The 15,879-nt window shown below is 51.9% G+C and carries 11 protein-coding genes and 1 tRNA gene; 9 read left to right on the forward strand and 3 right to left on the reverse strand.

Features of this window, described 5'->3' with window-relative positions; all coding sequences use genetic code 11:
* The first annotated feature begins 108 nt into the window (after positions 1-108).
* The 6 genes from secG (at position 109) to G512_RS22030 (ending at position 5,884) form a co-directional block, all read left to right on the forward strand.
* Complete coding sequence (gene secG / locus G512_RS0106025) at positions 109-483, forward strand: preprotein translocase subunit SecG (RefSeq protein WP_028480932.1); 375 nt, start codon at positions 109-111, stop codon at positions 481-483.
* A 133-nt stretch (positions 484-616) separates the two neighbouring features.
* Positions 617-2,245 (forward strand): CTP synthase, encoded by a 1,629-nt coding sequence (locus tag G512_RS0106030; protein WP_028480933.1) that lies wholly within the window; start codon positions 617-619, stop codon positions 2,243-2,245.
* Positions 2,246-2,266: 21 nt separating this feature from the next.
* Positions 2,267-3,124 (forward strand): VOC family protein, encoded by an 858-nt coding sequence (locus G512_RS20175; protein WP_036488686.1) that lies wholly within the window; start codon positions 2,267-2,269, stop codon positions 3,122-3,124.
* Between the two features lie 78 nt (positions 3,125-3,202).
* On the forward strand, positions 3,203-3,583 hold the full coding sequence (locus tag G512_RS23125) for an SH3 domain-containing protein (protein WP_081657380.1): 381 nt from the start codon (positions 3,203-3,205) through the stop codon (positions 3,581-3,583).
* 482 nt (positions 3,584-4,065) lie between these two features.
* Positions 4,066-5,481, forward strand: coding sequence for a TolC family outer membrane protein (locus G512_RS0106040; protein ID WP_028480934.1), 1,416 nt, complete (start codon positions 4,066-4,068; stop codon positions 5,479-5,481).
* 34 nt (positions 5,482-5,515) lie between these two features.
* Positions 5,516-5,884 (forward strand): hypothetical protein, encoded by a 369-nt coding sequence (locus G512_RS22030; RefSeq protein WP_051269004.1) that lies wholly within the window; start codon positions 5,516-5,518, stop codon positions 5,882-5,884.
* 98 nt (positions 5,885-5,982) lie between these two features.
* Here G512_RS22030 and G512_RS22035 read toward each other — a convergent pair whose 3' ends face one another.
* Entirely contained in the window at positions 5,983-8,187 is a 2,205-nt protein-coding gene (locus tag G512_RS22035) for an ATP-binding cassette domain-containing protein (RefSeq protein ID WP_081657381.1), read from the reverse strand.
* A 180-nt stretch (positions 8,188-8,367) separates the two neighbouring features.
* Between G512_RS22035 and G512_RS0106055 the strand changes: the two genes are divergently transcribed.
* Entirely contained in the window at positions 8,368-9,633 is a 1,266-nt protein-coding gene (locus G512_RS0106055; RefSeq protein ID WP_028480936.1) for a putative HlyD family type I secretion protein, read from the forward strand.
* Here G512_RS0106055 and lhpI read toward each other — a convergent pair.
* A complete protein-coding gene (lhpI, locus tag G512_RS0106060) occupies positions 9,630-10,580 on the reverse strand; it encodes a bifunctional Delta(1)-pyrroline-2-carboxylate/Delta(1)-piperideine-2-carboxylate reductase (protein ID WP_028480937.1) in 951 nt (316 codons plus the stop codon). The genes G512_RS0106055 and lhpI overlap by 4 nt on opposite strands.
* 354 nt (positions 10,581-10,934) lie before the next feature.
* Positions 10,935-11,010, reverse strand: a tRNA-Lys gene (locus G512_RS0106065).
* A gap of 1,171 nt (positions 11,011-12,181) precedes the next feature.
* On the opposite strand from G512_RS0106065, the gene G512_RS0106070 reads away from it, so the two are divergent.
* Positions 12,182-13,141, forward strand: a complete 960-nt coding sequence (locus G512_RS0106070; protein WP_028480938.1) for a TAXI family TRAP transporter solute-binding subunit — start codon at positions 12,182-12,184, stop codon at positions 13,139-13,141.
* Between the two features lie 113 nt (positions 13,142-13,254).
* Complete coding sequence (locus tag G512_RS0106075) at positions 13,255-15,876, forward strand: TRAP transporter permease (protein ID WP_028480939.1); 2,622 nt, start codon at positions 13,255-13,257, stop codon at positions 15,874-15,876.
* Positions 15,877-15,879: the final 3 nt, after the last annotated feature.

Genomic DNA, 15,879 nt, shown 5'->3' on the forward strand with positions numbered 1-15,879 from the left:
TGGGCCCAACTGGATAACTCAGGTTTCCACGGCTTGTGTTTAAGGGTGGAAACCATGACCAATTTAGGCTAGAAGGCCGCAAAACGAATTTCAAACCTACGGAAACCTATGGATACCGTTCTTATTGTAATCCACCTCATGGCTGTGGTCGCGCTTGTCGTGATGATCCTCTTGCAGCGCTCCGAAGGTGGCGCGCTTGGAATCGGCGGCGGCGGTGGCGGCGGCGGCTTCATGTCCAGCCGCGGTACAGCCAACATTCTTACTCGCGGAACAGCCATTCTGGCTGCGGTGTTTTTTGCCACGTCGCTTGGTCTTTCGCTCCTTGCACGTTGGGACGACCGTCCAGCGTCTATCTTGGACGAAGTTCCCACCGCAGCTGAAACGCAAAGCGGCGAGACCGACGGAGAGGGTATCCTGAATCAGCTTCAGGGCGCACCTTCTGAAGAAGCGCCTGCCGGTCCACAGGTGCCTTCCGCTCAGTAATCAGTCTGCCTGAATGCAGACAAGAGTATCCGAAATTGAATGCGGCGCTGCGAGCCCTTCGCGGCGTCCGTATTTATGCGTTCAACGACAACAGGGTGTCGCAGACGCTCTAATAAGCAAATGGTAGTGATCCATGGCGCGGTATATTTTTATCACTGGTGGCGTAGTCTCTTCATTGGGAAAGGGGCTGGCTTCAGCGGCACTAGGCGCAGCCTTGCAGGCGCGCGGGTACAAGGTTCGTCTCCGGAAACTGGATCCCTATCTCAACGTTGATCCGGGCACAATGAGCCCGTATCAGCACGGTGAGTGTTATGTGACCGACGACGGGGCTGAAACCGATCTGGATTTGGGGCACTACGAGCGTTTCACCGGAAGACCAGCAAACAAACAGGACAATATTACGACCGGCCGCATCTACCAGGAGATTATCGCCAAGGAGCGGCGCGGTGATTATCTCGGCGGGACTGTTCAGGTCATCCCCCATGTTACGGATGCCATCAAGAATTTCATCCTGGACGGAAACGACGACTACGATTTTGTATTGTGCGAAATCGGCGGAACCGTTGGGGACATCGAAGGCCTGCCGTTTTTTGAAGCCATTCGGCAGTTGGGCAATGAATTACCACGTGGGCAGGCAGTCTACATTCATCTGACGCTGCTGCCTTACATTCCAAGTGCTGGTGAGATGAAAACAAAGCCGACACAGCACTCGGTTAAAGAGCTACGGTCAATCGGCATTCAGCCGGACATTCTTCTGATCCGGTGTGATCGCATGATTCCGGAGACGGAGCGTCGCAAGCTGTCTCTATTCTGTAATGTGCGTGAAGAAGCTGTGATCCCGGCATATGATGCCAAGAGCATTTATGAAGTGCCGCTGGCTTATCACAAGGAAGGGCTGGATACGCAGGTTCTGGAAGCTTTCGGCATTACTGGAGCACCAGCGCCGGACTTCAAACGCTGGGAGACAATCGCCAATGGCATTGAAAACCCAGAGGGCGAAGTGACGATTGCTGTTGTGGGCAAGTACACTGTTTTGAAAGACGCCTACAAGTCTTTGATTGAAGCCCTTGTGCACGGCGGACTGGCCAACAACGTCAAGGTAAACCTTGAATGGGTTGAATCGGAAGTCTTTGAAGAAAGTGATCCGGGTCCGGTTCTGGAAAACGTCAATGGCATTCTGGTTCCGGGTGGTTTCGGTGAACGCGGCGCAGAAGGTAAAATTGCCGCTGCAGAATATGCGCGCAAACACAAGATCCCGTATTTTGGCATCTGTTTTGGAATGCAGATGGCCGTCATCGAGGCAGCTCGTAACCTGGCCGGTATTCAAGGAGCCAACTCGACTGAATTTGGCCCGACCGATGAGCCAGTCGTTGGTTTGATGACGGAGTGGAAGCGCGGCGACGCATCGGAAAAACGCAGCTCCGACAGCGACCTTGGCGGGACGATGCGTCTTGGTGCTTATCCGGCTCGTTTGTCTGCAGGCTCCCGTATCGCGCAAATCTATGGCACTGAAGAAATCTCAGAGCGCCACCGGCATCGTTATGAAGTGAACATAGATTACCGTGAAAGGTTGGAAGCTGCGGGTCTCAAATTTGCGGGAACATCTCCGGATGGTGTTCTGCCTGAAACCGTGGAAATCCCGGAGCATCCTTGGTTTATCGGCGTGCAGTATCACCCCGAGTTGAAATCTCGTCCGTTTGAGCCGCATCCGTTGTTTGCATCGTTCATCGCTGCAGCACGAGACAACTCTCGTCTGGTTTGACACGCAGGAAGAGGAGGGGGCATGAAGCGGATTGATCATGTGGTTCTTGCAGGGCGCTCATTGGAGCGGCTGGCATCGTGTTGGGAGCGCTTGGGTTTCACTCTCACACCGCAGGCACAGCATCCTTGGGGAACTCAGAACCGTTTGATCCAGATTGGCTCCTCCTTTTTGGAGTTGTTGAGCGTTACGCCAGAGGCTTCCATTCCACCGGCTGGCGAGGGTGAATTCTCGTTTGGCGCATTCAATGCAGGTTTTTTGAAGACGCGTGAAGGCGCTTCAATGCTTGTTCTTAGTAGCGACTCTCCAGATAGGGATCGGACTGCTTTTGAAACTGCTGGATTGCCGACGTACAAACCGTTTTCATTCGAGCGCGAGGCCGTCGGTCCTGATGGAACTGTGCGGCCTGTCGGGTTTGATCTGACATTCACCAGCAGCGGCTTGTCGCCAAACACCGGTTTTTTTACTTGTTACAACAGATATCCGGAAAATTTTTGGCAGCCTGAATACGCCGTTCACCAAAATGGGGCGCAACAGGTACTTGGTGTGGTCTTTGTGGCAGATGATCCGGGAGATCATCATGGATTTCTTAAGGGATTCAGTGGTGTTGGTACCGCCAATTTGTCCAGCCTTGGAATTACGCTGGAACTGGATCAGGGATACATCAAGGTGCTGTCTCCCTCGGCCTTTGAAAGCCTGTATGGGTTCTGCGTGCCTGTAACCGGCCGAGAAATGCGGCTAGCTCTCGTGGAGGTTGGTGTGTCATCATTCGACTGGATCAAGGCTAATCATCCTGACGGAAGCCATAAGCAAGGACAGGGTGTTGTTGTAAAACCGGAAGGCCTGTACGGCGTTGGCTGCGCTTTTCGAGAAGTAGCCTAAGGCGTTTTTACCCCACTTAGTTCGAGGCTGGTGATGACGTGAGCCGCAGATACACTACGCCAAAATGGTGGGGTGTGGATGCGAAGGCTAAAATATTCCATAGGACTCTGGATCTGGTTGTTTGCATGGCCGCAGGGTGTTGCAGCATGGCCTGCGTCAACTACCGCGGACCTGAATTTGCGATATGGAGCAGGCACTTCTTCGCCTGTCATTCTGGTTATTCCCTATGGGCATTTTCTTGAAGTAGCGGGTTGCTCTGCTTGGTGTAAGGTCTCATATGCAGGGCGCACCGGGTGGGTGAACTCCAACTACATCGCCCCCCTTGAGGGAGGGCCGCCCCCCGTTGTCACTGCGCCGCCGATTGTTCGACCTCCCTTTTGGGGATTGCCTGTCTTCAAACGGCGTCAACCTATTCCACAGCCTGTGCCGCCCGCTGGCATACCGCGAGCATCGCGGTAGCAGGGCTTTATGTATCAGGGTCGTACTGAAGTGGCCTTAGATTTTTCGAGGCTGGCGTTACCGCGTCATTTGTTGCTTTTGTTCGATTCAAGCAAGCCGTGATCCAATCAAGATCCGCTGATACTATCGGTTGAACGTCGCCAACAGAACCGTTCTCCGCCGGTGCCTCGTGCCAGAATTGTGCATTCGAGCGCAATTGATGTGCTTGATCCATACCCAACCTTCGACTCACTACTCAACCTAGTTGGTTGTTTGAACAAGGACACCTTAATGGCCATGGTTAAACGAAACCTTAGTTTTGCAGGGTTGATCCGTGAATTGAATAGTGGCGGCATTGATGAATTTCACTAGATATAAGTGCTTTCAGAAAAGGTATATTGTTACAATTTTCATGGCTATTTGCCGGTGATGTCAGTATTCCGAATCTAATTTACTTATGACGCATTCGCCCAGTTTGTTTTGCGTAAAGGGCAGTTTGCGATATGAAGTATTGGCAGAGAGCAATTGCGCTCGGGGTGTTTCTTAGCTGCGGGGTGTCGGCAGACGCGATGTCGCTCCGGGAAGCTGTTTCACTCAGCGTTTATAGCAATCCCGAGGTCGGGGAAGCCATTTTTAACCGCAATGCCATTGGGTTTGAGTTGAAGCAGGCTGAGGGCCAGTGGTTGCCGCGCCTCGATCTGGAGGTTCGCGGAGGTGTTGAGTGGTTTGATGAACCTTCAACGCGACAAGACAACAAGTACCTTTATGGTCCCTACGAGATTGGTGTGCGTGGACAACAGAAAGTCTTTGACGGCTTCGCCACGACCTATGAGATTGAGCGCCAACGGGCCCGCCTCGACGCAACCTCTTACAGAGTGTGGGAGAGATCGGAGTTTGTCGGTCTTTCAGCGGTCCGGTCGTATCTGGATGTTGCGCGGCTACAGGCTGTTCAGGATGCTGCTAGGCGGAACATCAACTATCATCTGCGTATCGCTTCGGACATGAGGGCGGGCTTATCCCGAGGGGCGGTATCAGTGGCCGATGTTCAACAGGCCAACGAACGGGTATTGGCGGCCAAATTGGCATTGGAAGAAGCCGTTGAAGAACAAGAGCTATCCAAAGCGCTGTTCCTTGAAATCGTTGGAAAGCCCATAAGCAAAGCGCAGAGAATCCCGGCGCAAGGGCGGCGTATTCCTTCCGGTTATGAGGCGGTTCTGGCACAGGCTCGTGCCAATAATCCTCTGATATCACTTAGAAATGCAGATATTGATGCAGCCAATGCACAGGTAAAAATCGCAGAAGCCGATTACTATCCGACGGTTGATCTGGAAGTATCTTCCAGGTTCGGAGAGAATCTTCAAGGGGAGGTTGGTACCAAGGCTGACGCACGCGCTTCACTTGTCATGCGGTGGAACCTTTTTAATGGAAACATCACCAAAAACCGGCGGGCTGAAGAGATAGAACGTGCGGGTGAGGCACGGATGCGGTCGCAGCAGGCCTACCGTGAGGTTGCTCGCGAAACTCGAGAAAGCTGGATACGTCGCAATGAACTCAACAAACAGATTGGATTGCTGACCCGGCAGGTTGAGACAACGCGGCAACTACTCGTTTCGTATGAGGAGCAGTTCACTGTGGGGCAGCGCTCTTTACTTGATGTTCTGGATACTCAGAACACAGTTTTTCGATCTGAGGTTGCCAAGATTTCTGCCGAGTATGCCTATCTCTTTACGGAGTATCGTTTGCTCGCCGCGATGGGGCGGATGCTGGATGTGCTCGGTATTCAACCGCCGGCACAAGCAGCCAGTGGGTTTCGGCGCCTACGAGACGATGAAGATACTGGCCGTACATTACCAGGTAGCGCGTTGCCGGGGCTTTCGGCGCAATGGCGGCGTGGATCACCGTATACCGCCCGTCCCTGAAAGTAAGGTGGCACCAAGATGAGAGGGGAGCCGAATGATTTCATGGCGAACAGGTTTGCTGGTGGGCACAATTTTGGTGCCGATGACAGGTTACAGCGCAGATATGCCGCAGGTGCAACCGTCCAATCCCCAATATCGACCTTGTACCAACATCAAACAACCAATTCCGGATCCGTCCAGCGTCAATTGGGAGCAAACACTGAACCAGATCTTTCAAGAAGCGAACCAAACTGTATTGAACGGACACCAGGGGCAGGGAACTCAGCAAAATTTCATCTGGGCCCAAGCAACGCGTGACTGGTGTGGCGTTGCGATTGGTTACAGCAAGGAGGGCGTTTGGGATGTGGAAACTGTCAACCGTTGCTTGTGCTTTCGAACCCTGATGCAGCCAAATGCAAGGTGATATGCCTGAGGTTGGTCACGCATAACTGCGATGACACGTTTCAAATGGCCTCAGACCGCTTCTCGTTTTTTCTCAAGAGCCCAGCTTTTGATTTGATTTCAACCTGTAATCAAGTCGATGACTTTTTCTTTTGGTCCGTCTGCCAGAACCTTGCCATCTCCCAAAATAATGAGTCTGTCCACCAATGCCAGAGGCATGGTGCGGTGGGTTGTAAGGATCAGGGTTTGGTCGGGTCCTACGATATTTCGCAGCTGACGTACAAAATTCTTTTCACTTCGACTGTCCATGTTGCCTGTAGGTTCGTCCAAGAACAAGATCTGCGGTGGTTCGAGAAGGGCCCGGGCCATGACCACTGCCTGACGTTGGCCAGAAGACAAGTTGCGGCCGAAGTCTTCGATTGGCAGATCCAGGCCGAATGGATGTCCATGCAACAAAGCGTCTGCACCGGTCATATTGAGAACGTCAAAAAGGCGTTGATCAGCGACGCCTTTACGACCCATTGTGACGTTGCTGCGCAATGTCCCCTTGAACAGGCTGGTGTCCTGGCCAACAACCCTCAGAACCGAGCGCACCTGTTCACCAGACAATATTGCTGTGTCATGTCCGGCGAGGTGATAGGTGCCGTGACTTCCCTTGTAAACCGCGGCCAGAATGCGTCCCAAAGAGGTTTTTCCTGAACCGATCTTGCCGAGAATAGCGACTTTTTCACCCTGCTTGATCGTTAAGTTCAGTCCATCAAATACGGTGGGACCGGGTGATGAATACGCAAAGGTCAGTTCGGCAATCTCAATGTCATAAGGGCCTTCAAGCGCTGTTTGATTGTCTGAACTCGATGCGGCGGTGTGCCGTTTGGCCTGCACGAGCGGCTGTAATCTACGAATTGCAGCAAAAACCAGTTGAGCATTGCTTTGTGCAGTAACAAATCGGTGCGCATACATGAATCCGCCGCCGGATAAAAGAAACAGGCTGAGGAACTCCCCAACGGTGAGTGTCTGGTTGATGACCTGCGGAATGCCCGCTGACAGAAGATAAATGAGTGAACCGATTCCAATAACCAAACTGAGTGTCGTTATTGTTTCGGACAGCACACCAAACCATAGGCGGGCTTTCGCCGCTTTTTTCCGTGTTTGGTGCCAAAGCCCCTGAACAAACGCCTCGCTTTGGCTCAAGCGAATGGTTTCGAGTGCGTAAAACGTCTCCTCCATAAGGCCGTTTTCGGCAGCCATTTGGCCGATGAGCGCATCGGACGCCTTTTTAAGCGGATAGTACATTGCTATGGAGGTAACGTGTAGAGTAGCGAGTCCAATAAACGCGGGCCATGCTAGTTGGTTGTCAATCAGGAAAAGAAACAGGATGCATCCAACTGCAAGGAGGGCATCTGGCAGGGCGTGGAGCGCGTCAGTGTTCGCTATGAGACGCAAGCGGTCTAATGCTGTCAGGGTTTTCGGTAGGTCCTTGAGTGCGGAGTGACGCGTTCCAAGAGGGGTTTTCAGAAAGCTGTCAAAAAGTAAATCGGTCAAGGAGGAGGTAAACCTGCTTGCAAGCCAGCCCACTTGTACCCGTTGCAATAGTCTAGAGGTCGCCAAGACGAGACCTATTGCGATCACCGCACTTGAAAACGCGATTGTACTTCCTGCTGCGTCAGGCAAAATGAACCTGTCTACAATCAAAATCAGAAGGAACGCTGCCGTTCCAACTGCGAGCAACTGCAGGCCTGCACTACACACTATCAGAAGGTATTGTATTCGATCAGGATAAAGCAGGTGCCGGGGTTCCAAAAACGCTTCAGACTGCATTGAGCTGCGTAAGTGCAGGGACCTTGTCGGTACTGAGGACTTTTGTAGCGAGAGGCTAAAGGCCTGCACCAGAGGCAGTGCTTCGATCTCTGAAGGTCTGAGTAGCGCCTTTTCGTGGTCATTACACCATGCCTCAAAACCTGCTGGGGTTTTCTGCGCTAGAAATAGAGCTGTGCCATCACTCAAGCACAGAAGCAGAGGGAAATCAGCTTCGGGTGCATCAACAACAGGTCGATCCGAGGTTGAAGCGGTGATGCCTATTTTTTCAAGGTGTTGGGTTGTTCGGCTGATAATCGCATGTGGAGTGGTCATTTCTTCATCATCCGCTACTGGCATTGAAGCCCCATAACGATCTGATGCGTCCTCCAGTTCAAAATACCGCCCCACGCATTCGATTGCCATCGCCCATGACATGATACCGACATGGGACTCCGTCATTCTTGTTTGATCCGAGCGGTGCGTTATGCGCTCCGGCAGAAGTGCCATATGATCTTGCGTGGGTGGCATGCATTTCTCCGCAGTGAGTTATCGCGGGCGTTTACCGTTCTTGTTCTGATGTACCTTCAAGTTACTGTAGTTTGATTCCGACTGTATGACGCCTCCAAATAGGGGGTGGCAAAAGCTGCAATACATGTTGATGGGAAATGAATATCTGTGAGGAAGTATAGGAACCGAGAACAACTTGAAATGAGAAAGAACTCATGGTTCAAGGCATTTACTTTATTTTTGCTGGTTCTCGTTTCAGTCACGTCAGCTTGTTATGCCGTATTGTGGGCAAACAAACTTCAATTGCCCTCAATATATTCCGTAAAGGCGCGTCTTGTTGTTTCCGAAGTGTCTCAAACTGTGCAGGTTCCTGACGGTGCCAATGTTACCGAATTGCTGATTGAATCAGGAGCACAAGTGACGACCGGTACGCCCGTTATGCGTTACGTGTTTGATGTTCCCGTTCCTTCAGCGAAAAGCTCTTTATCAGATAACAGACCAAGGGGTCTGGCACCTTCGATTGAACGCCTCGTATGGTTGCTTGAGCAAGGAAAAACGGAAAATGCGCTTGCGGAACTGAGGGTGCTCCGAGCAAACGGGGCGATACCTGCAGCACTTTCCGAAAAGCTTGATGGGCTTGCCGAACAATTGCAACGGGTCGTCGACAGTCCAGAGGTTGATGCCTTTGACAATAAACCCGTTCAAGAGGAGTTGGGGCGACTAACAAAAAAGTTGGCTGAGGTTAGAGCCAACTGGAAAAGGACAGTGCCGCTGGTGCAACGTCAGTTGTTGCCACAGCCCGTGCTGACAGGTTTGCAGACTGAAATGGCACGCCTTAAGCGCCGTATAGATTTGGCGCGCTCAACCATTACTCGTGGGGAGGCTGTGAGACGGGATCGTTTGAGGGTCGAGCAGACGCTTCGCAGGTCATTGATAGAGAAACTGCGGGCGCTTCCAACCTCCGGGCAGGATACATTAACGTTGGCTCTCTCCAAAAAGCCTGATGAACGCAGCCCACCCCGATCTCTCACTTTGCTTGCGCCAATTGATGGGATTGTTCAGTTTGCCCCGTCTGGTTCTGAAGGAGACCTCCCACATCAGGTCACCATTAATCCGATACCCACTGCACCAATGATTGAAATTTCCTTTGGCGGGAGTTATTGGCCTGCGGAGAAAGCCCTTAGCGAAGAGGTGGTCGTTTTGCATCTTGATGATGGTGTGCGACCAGATCAGCGCAGGCTCGCGGGTCGTTTGGTGATTACTCGTGTCGGGGAAACAGACGGCGAAGTCATTGATGGAAAAATGGATTCGCAATTTCGGTTGGAGTTGAAACCGCTTCTAGAGCATGAACGTGCCTGGATCGCCGGTGTTTTCCCGTCCGGGTGGCGTTCCGCACGGCTGGAAACGGAAACGGAGACACTGCTTGAAAGCATGATCCCCGTTTCGACGTTGGCTTGGCTGGACTAAGCTTTTGACACCGCATTTTTGTAGGCCAGTATGGCACCAGCCAAATCTTCAAGAGCTGCACCAACGGATTTGAAAACTGTGATTTCCTTATCCTGGCGACGTCCTTCATGCGTGCCTCGGCATAGATCGTATAGATCAGCCAAAATGGCGTCTGGTGTAATCGTGCCCTCCTGAAGTGGAATGGCATAATCACCGCCTTCTTTGAGAGCACCTTCACGGGTGTCAGCAAACAGGCAGCCCTTCATTATGACGATTTCATCTGTTTCCCGCATGGATGGCTTGAACGCGCCAACCAGATCAACATGGACGCCTTCGGGAAGCCAGTCACCTTTTATCAGCGCACTAGTAGAAAGCGTTGCAGCTGACACAATGTCTGCCTTGGCGCATGCGCTTTGCAAGTCGGTGGTTGCCCAGGCTTTGATTCCGAAATTTTCACCGGCTTGCTTGGCAATGGCCTCAGCTTTTTCTGGGTTTCTCCCCCAAATAGCAACCGATTTAATCGGCCTTACCGCTTTGTGCGCCGCGATGAGGTTCAAAGACAGACGACCAGTTCCCACCATAACCAAGTGTTCGGAATCTGCTCGTGCCAGATAGTCGGCGGCCAAGGCGGAAGCTGCAGCAGTGCGTCGCGCGGTTAATTCTCCCCCATCGACGAGAGCCAGTGTTTCGCCGGTCTTTCCACTGGACAAGACATAACTGGCAGAAATTGCAGGCAGGCCACGTTCAGAATTTCCTGGAAACACGCTCGCCAGCTTCACTCCAACATAGGCGCCAGGTTGCCACGCGGGCATTAGCAAAAGAGTTGCATCAGGTTCTCCCGGAACAGCAACATCATGATGATGGCGCAGAGGCATTTCGCAGCCCGTCTTGAACATCTGGCGCAGTTCTTCAACCAGAGCCGGGTAGGGAAGGTTGGCCCGAGTTTCGTCGGCGCTAAGTAGTAACATTGGGTCCCCCAGTTTGTTGTAGTCTGAGGTGCACCTTAAAGTTTATCGGGCGCGCCGTTAAGAGAGGCGCACGAGGAAATGCGAATAGGCTGATTGGCGGTGTTCTAATTCGGCAATCAAGTTGTATTTCAAAAACTATGGATTGGAGTATTCAACGATCTGAGCGCTGAGCTTTTACGGGAAGTAGTATAATTGAGATAAGCTATTCAAAGGCAGGAGGGTGATCCACAACCGTGAACGGGGCAAGAACGCGTGAGACTTTCGTGAGACTTTTTTTGGGTCTCACAGGTCTCATGTTCTTGTAGTGTTCTTTTGGGATATTTTGCTAACCAATTGAAATCTCTGGGAGATTTTTGGTGAGCCCGCACGGGTTCGAACCGTGGACCTACTGATTAAAAGTCAGTTGCTCTACCAGCTGAGCTACGGGCTCTCGGCTTGGCGTTTCGCCGCTGCCGTTGAGGGGTCTTCTAAGGATTTCAGGTTCTTGCCGCAACCCCTTTTTTCGATTTTCCACATTGGGTCTGAAATGAGCACCTGAGCCTTTCAAAAACGGTATGCGACGGTTCGCTTTGCTGATCTATGCAATGGCTAGGCAAACCAATCCGCTTTGATGAATGAATCCCCAATACCTTAGGTGTTTAAAGATCATGCCTGGGAGAGCAAAGGCGATGGACTTGTTGAACCACGCTTTTTCCTGTTTCAAATCAAAAGGTCAGGATGGGTGGTTGAGATCGCGCCGTCTTGCCTATGCCTTCCAGTGTATTTTTGATGCTTTAAGAGGCTGTGGGGTCGAACCTTCTTGAATGACGACAGGAGCCTTTTCAAAGAGCACGGCTCTGGTGCCTAAATCCTGATGTGCGTTTCATAGTGGGTTCTGAAACCAAACCTCGATTGAGCCAATGTAATTGCTTAGGTTGCATGGTGCGCAATGGGCTGTACCACAGACCATTGCGCTTTCGCCTGGTTTGTTGGTCAGCATTGAAACGGCGCTGATCGCGCATTGCATTGCAAGCGCTTTCGAAACTGCGCCCTTACTTCAGACCTATTTTCGAAAACGGGATTTATCAGGCGATTCTGAGAGGTTGTTCAGAGAAAGAATGTTGTTGGACTAGCTGTGCACGACTTTTTAGTCGGTTGGTGCTTGGTAATTACGCTAGGTAAGAAGTAAAGAAAATCGGAGGTTTTGATTTTACATGAGTTGTTTTTCTGGTTCCTAAATTCAACTTGGTTTGATTGTACTATTCATTCTATTTTTGACAGGAGAGAATTCTGCAATGGGGGGCTAGACTTTTGCATGAGGCTTTACAACCTAGCTTTTCATGAAGTATAGGGTGCTTCATTCGTGTTTTTTATTGATTTGTCTTTGTCTGCGATATTTTTCTCTTTAATCGTAGGGTGTAAGGGTTGTATCCTACGTAAGACAACCAAGTCTCGACTGGTTGCCATAGTTCAGCTTCCGGCACATCCGGTCGGGAGGTCAAAGTAAAAGCAAGGGTGGTCTTGAAACTACCGGGGATGTTCGATCGCTTTTCAGCGCTCAAACTTTATTTTCTGTTCGCAGGGCGGACAGGGCCAAACAAAAACTTAACTTGGAGGATTCGATGAAGATCAAATCAGTTGCACTAAGCGCTGCGCTCGTCATGGGTGGCATGTCCGGAGCTGCAGTTGCAGAACAGCAATTCATCTCCATCGGCACCGGCGGTGTGACCGGCGTTTATTATCCTACCGGCGGTGCTATCTGCCGACTGGTCAACAAGGATCGTCGGGATCACGGCATTCGCTGCTCCGCTGAATCGACAGGTGGATCGGTTTACAATGTAAACACAATCCAGAATGGCGAGCTGGAATTCGGCGTTGCACAGTCTGATGTGCAGGCCAATGCATATGAGGGACGTGCCCAGTGGGACGGAAAACCTTTCGAAAACCTGCGCGCGGTTTTCTCGGTGCATCCCGAGCCTCTGACCGTACTGGCCAAGGCTGACTCAGGCATCAACGGCTTGGCAGACTTTGCTGGTAAAAAAGTCAATATTGGTAATCCTGGTTCTGGTCAGTACGCTACTTGGCAGTTGATGGACGAGGAAGGTGTTGTTGACACCGCAGCTCTGGCACTTGCCACGGAATTGAAATCAGCGGAAGCCGGGCCGGCACTTTGCGATGGCAAGATCGACGCATACATGTGGCTCGTCGGTCATCCGTCTGCTTCTACTCAGGAAACCGTCTCTACCTGTGATGCGCAGCTGGTCGATATCGAAGGTGAGAAGGTCGACGAACTGGTCGACAAATACTCCTACTTCCGTAAGGCCACTATTCCTGCTGGCATGTACAACAACGAAGAAGACATCAACACCTTTGGTGTGGGTGCCACATTCGTGACCTCTGCAGATGTACCGGAAGAGGTTGTCTACATTGTTGTAAAGGCTGTTTTCGATAACTTCGATGACTTCAAGAAGTTGCATCCTGCTTTTGCGAACTTGAAGCAAGAAGAAATGATCAAGGATTCCTTGACTGCGCCGCTGCATCCAGGTGCTGTAAAGTACTACGAAGAGCAGGGCTGGATGTAATTCCAGTTTAAGGCACCCTTATGGACGGGGCGGCTCAGTCGCCCCGTCTACCTATTCATGTCTTTCAAGAATTAATCAAAAAATACCCGATTTGATTGTGTGGGGAGTAGACCATGAGTATAGAGCGGCATAAGGCGCAGGTAGACGCTCAGGAGCTAGTGGCGCAGACCGATACCGGCGCGCGGATGCTCACTGGAAACGTTGGCAAGTTCGTTGCCATAGTCGCGTTTACCTGGTCAGCATTTCAGCTTTATGTTGCCTCAAGCTTGCCGTTCTGGCTCGTGGATGTGGCGGGCATCAATCTGATCTTCAATAACTCGGAAGTGCGTTTCATTCACGTTGCTTTCGGTTTGGCTCTCGCTGCTTTTGCTTATCCATTGTTTTCGCGCAGCCCGCGTACGCGGATCCCGTGGTATGATTGGCTGCTTGCCGCGCTTGGGGTATTTGCCTGTTTATACTTGGTCGTCATGAAAGACGGCATAGCTATGCGCGCTGGCCAGCCGACAACGATGGACTTGATCGTTTCAACCATCGGTATGGTTGTGACAGGCATTGCGGTGTATCGCAGCCTGGGGTTGGCGCTCGTTATCGTTGCCAGCGTATTTCTGTTCTATGTGTTTTTTGGCAATCAACCGTTCATTCCCGAAGCTATTCAGTGGCGCGGTGCTTCCTACGGGAAGGCCATGTGGCATTATTGGATGCAGCTTGAAGGTGTGTTTGGGGTCGCCGCAGGCGTTTCAGCATCAATGATCTTCCTGTTCGTGCTGTTTGGCTCGCTGTTGGAAAAGGCTGGTGCGGGCAACTATTTCATCAAGGTTGCATTTGCGTTGCTCGGACATCTTCGCGGCGGCCCGGCCAAAGCGGCGGTTGTAGCCTCTGCGATGAGCGGACTTTACTCGGGCTCTTCAATTGCAAATGTGGTTACAACAGGGACCTTCACGATTCCGTTGATGAAACGCACAGGCTTTCCGGCAGAAAAGGCCGGTGCGGTTGAAGTTGCTTCTTCGGTGAATGGACAGCTCATGCCGCCGGTGATGGGCGCCGCAGCGTTTCTGATCGCCGAATTCACGGGCGTTGGTTACCACGAGGTGGTCAAACACGCCTTTGTGCCTGCGGTCATCTCATACATTGCGTTGATTTATATCGTCCATCTAGAAGCGCTGAAGATGAACCTGCGCGGGCTGCCGAAGCCTCCAATGCACTTAACGGCCATGCGCCGTTTGATCGGCGTGCTGACCGGGTTTATCGGGATTTCGGTTCTTGGCATGGCTGTCTACTATGGTCTGGGGCTTGTAAAACAGTTATTCCCGGAACTGACGTTCTCAACTGTGCTACTGATTTTTCTTGTTGCCTATCTGTTCTTGATCCGCGTTGCGGCCAAGCTGCCCGATCTGGAAGTGGATGACCCCAACGCGCCGATCAAGGAGCTTCCGCGTGCGGGTGATGTGGGGCGCACCGGTTATTACTTCATTCTGCCGATCGTGATTTTGATCTGGTGTATCCTGATCGAACGGTTTTCGCCGTCCCTTTCCGCCTTCTACGCGACCGTTGCCATGATTTTCATCGTGCTTACGCATCGGCCGCTCAAGGCGTTGTTTCGCAACACAAACTGGCGCTCCGAGGTCAAGCAGGGCATCGGTGATTTTGTTGATGGCATGATTGGCGGCGCGCGCAACATGATCGGTATCGCCGTAGCAACGGCTGCCGCAGGTGTTATCGTTGGAACCGTATCTCTGACAGGTGCCCACCAGATGATTGGTGAACTGGTCGAATTCCTTTCAGGCGGTAACCTTCTGGCCATGCTCTTGCTTGTGGCGGTGATGAGCCTGATCTTGGGCATGGGCTTGCCAACAACGGCCAACTATCTGGTGGTCTCGTCCTTGATGGCGCCTGTAATTGTTGAACTGGGTGCGCAGACTGGCTTCCTCGTGCCTCTTATTGCGGTCCACTTCTTCGTGTTCTATTTCGGAATTTTGGCGGATGTGACTCCGCCTGTGGGACTTGCGGCCTTTGCAGCAGGCGCAATCAGTCAGGGTGACCCCATTCGCACGGGTGTACAGGGGTTCTTTTATTCGATACGCACCGCACTGCTGCCGTTCCTGTTTATCTTCAATACCGATCTTCTGTTGATTGATGTCGGCCCACTGCAAGCGATTTTCGTTTTCATCACGGCAACAATCGCCATGATGTTGTTTGCAGCGGCAATGCAGGGATATCTGCTGGCCCGTTCCCGGATTTGGGAAACAGTGGTTTTGATCGTAGTTGCATTTACGCTATTCCGTCCGGGTTTTTGGCTCGATCAGGTGCAAGACCGCTACATTACCACTGCCGGCCCGCCAGTAATCGAGAAGATTGGGCGCGCTGCAATCGGTACCGAAGTCCGGTTGAACCTTGCTGGACCGGACTTTGATAACCCCGATGACATCATCACTCTTACCGTTCCATTTACCGTGCCGGAAGACAGTCCCGTGGATGGACTGGCGCGTCTTGATGATGAGGGGCTGACGATCTTTGAAGAAGATGGCAAGCTTCTCATGGATGAGCCGTTCCCTGGAACGCCTTTTGCCCAACAGCTACAGAAGTTCGACTTCTATGGCGACGATCCCGTTACTTTGGTTTCCGCGCAAGTGGAGGCTGAACGTATGCCAAAAGAAGTTTTCTACATTCCCGGATTGTTGTTGTTGGGTTTGGTTCTGGTTTCGCAGCGGCGTCGTCAAACGCAGCCCGCGTTTTAACAG

This window comes from Pseudovibrio exalbescens DSM 16456 (genome assembly GCF_000422785.1).
In the GTDB taxonomy this organism is placed as follows: domain Bacteria; phylum Pseudomonadota; class Alphaproteobacteria; order Rhizobiales; family Stappiaceae; genus Pseudovibrio; species Pseudovibrio exalbescens.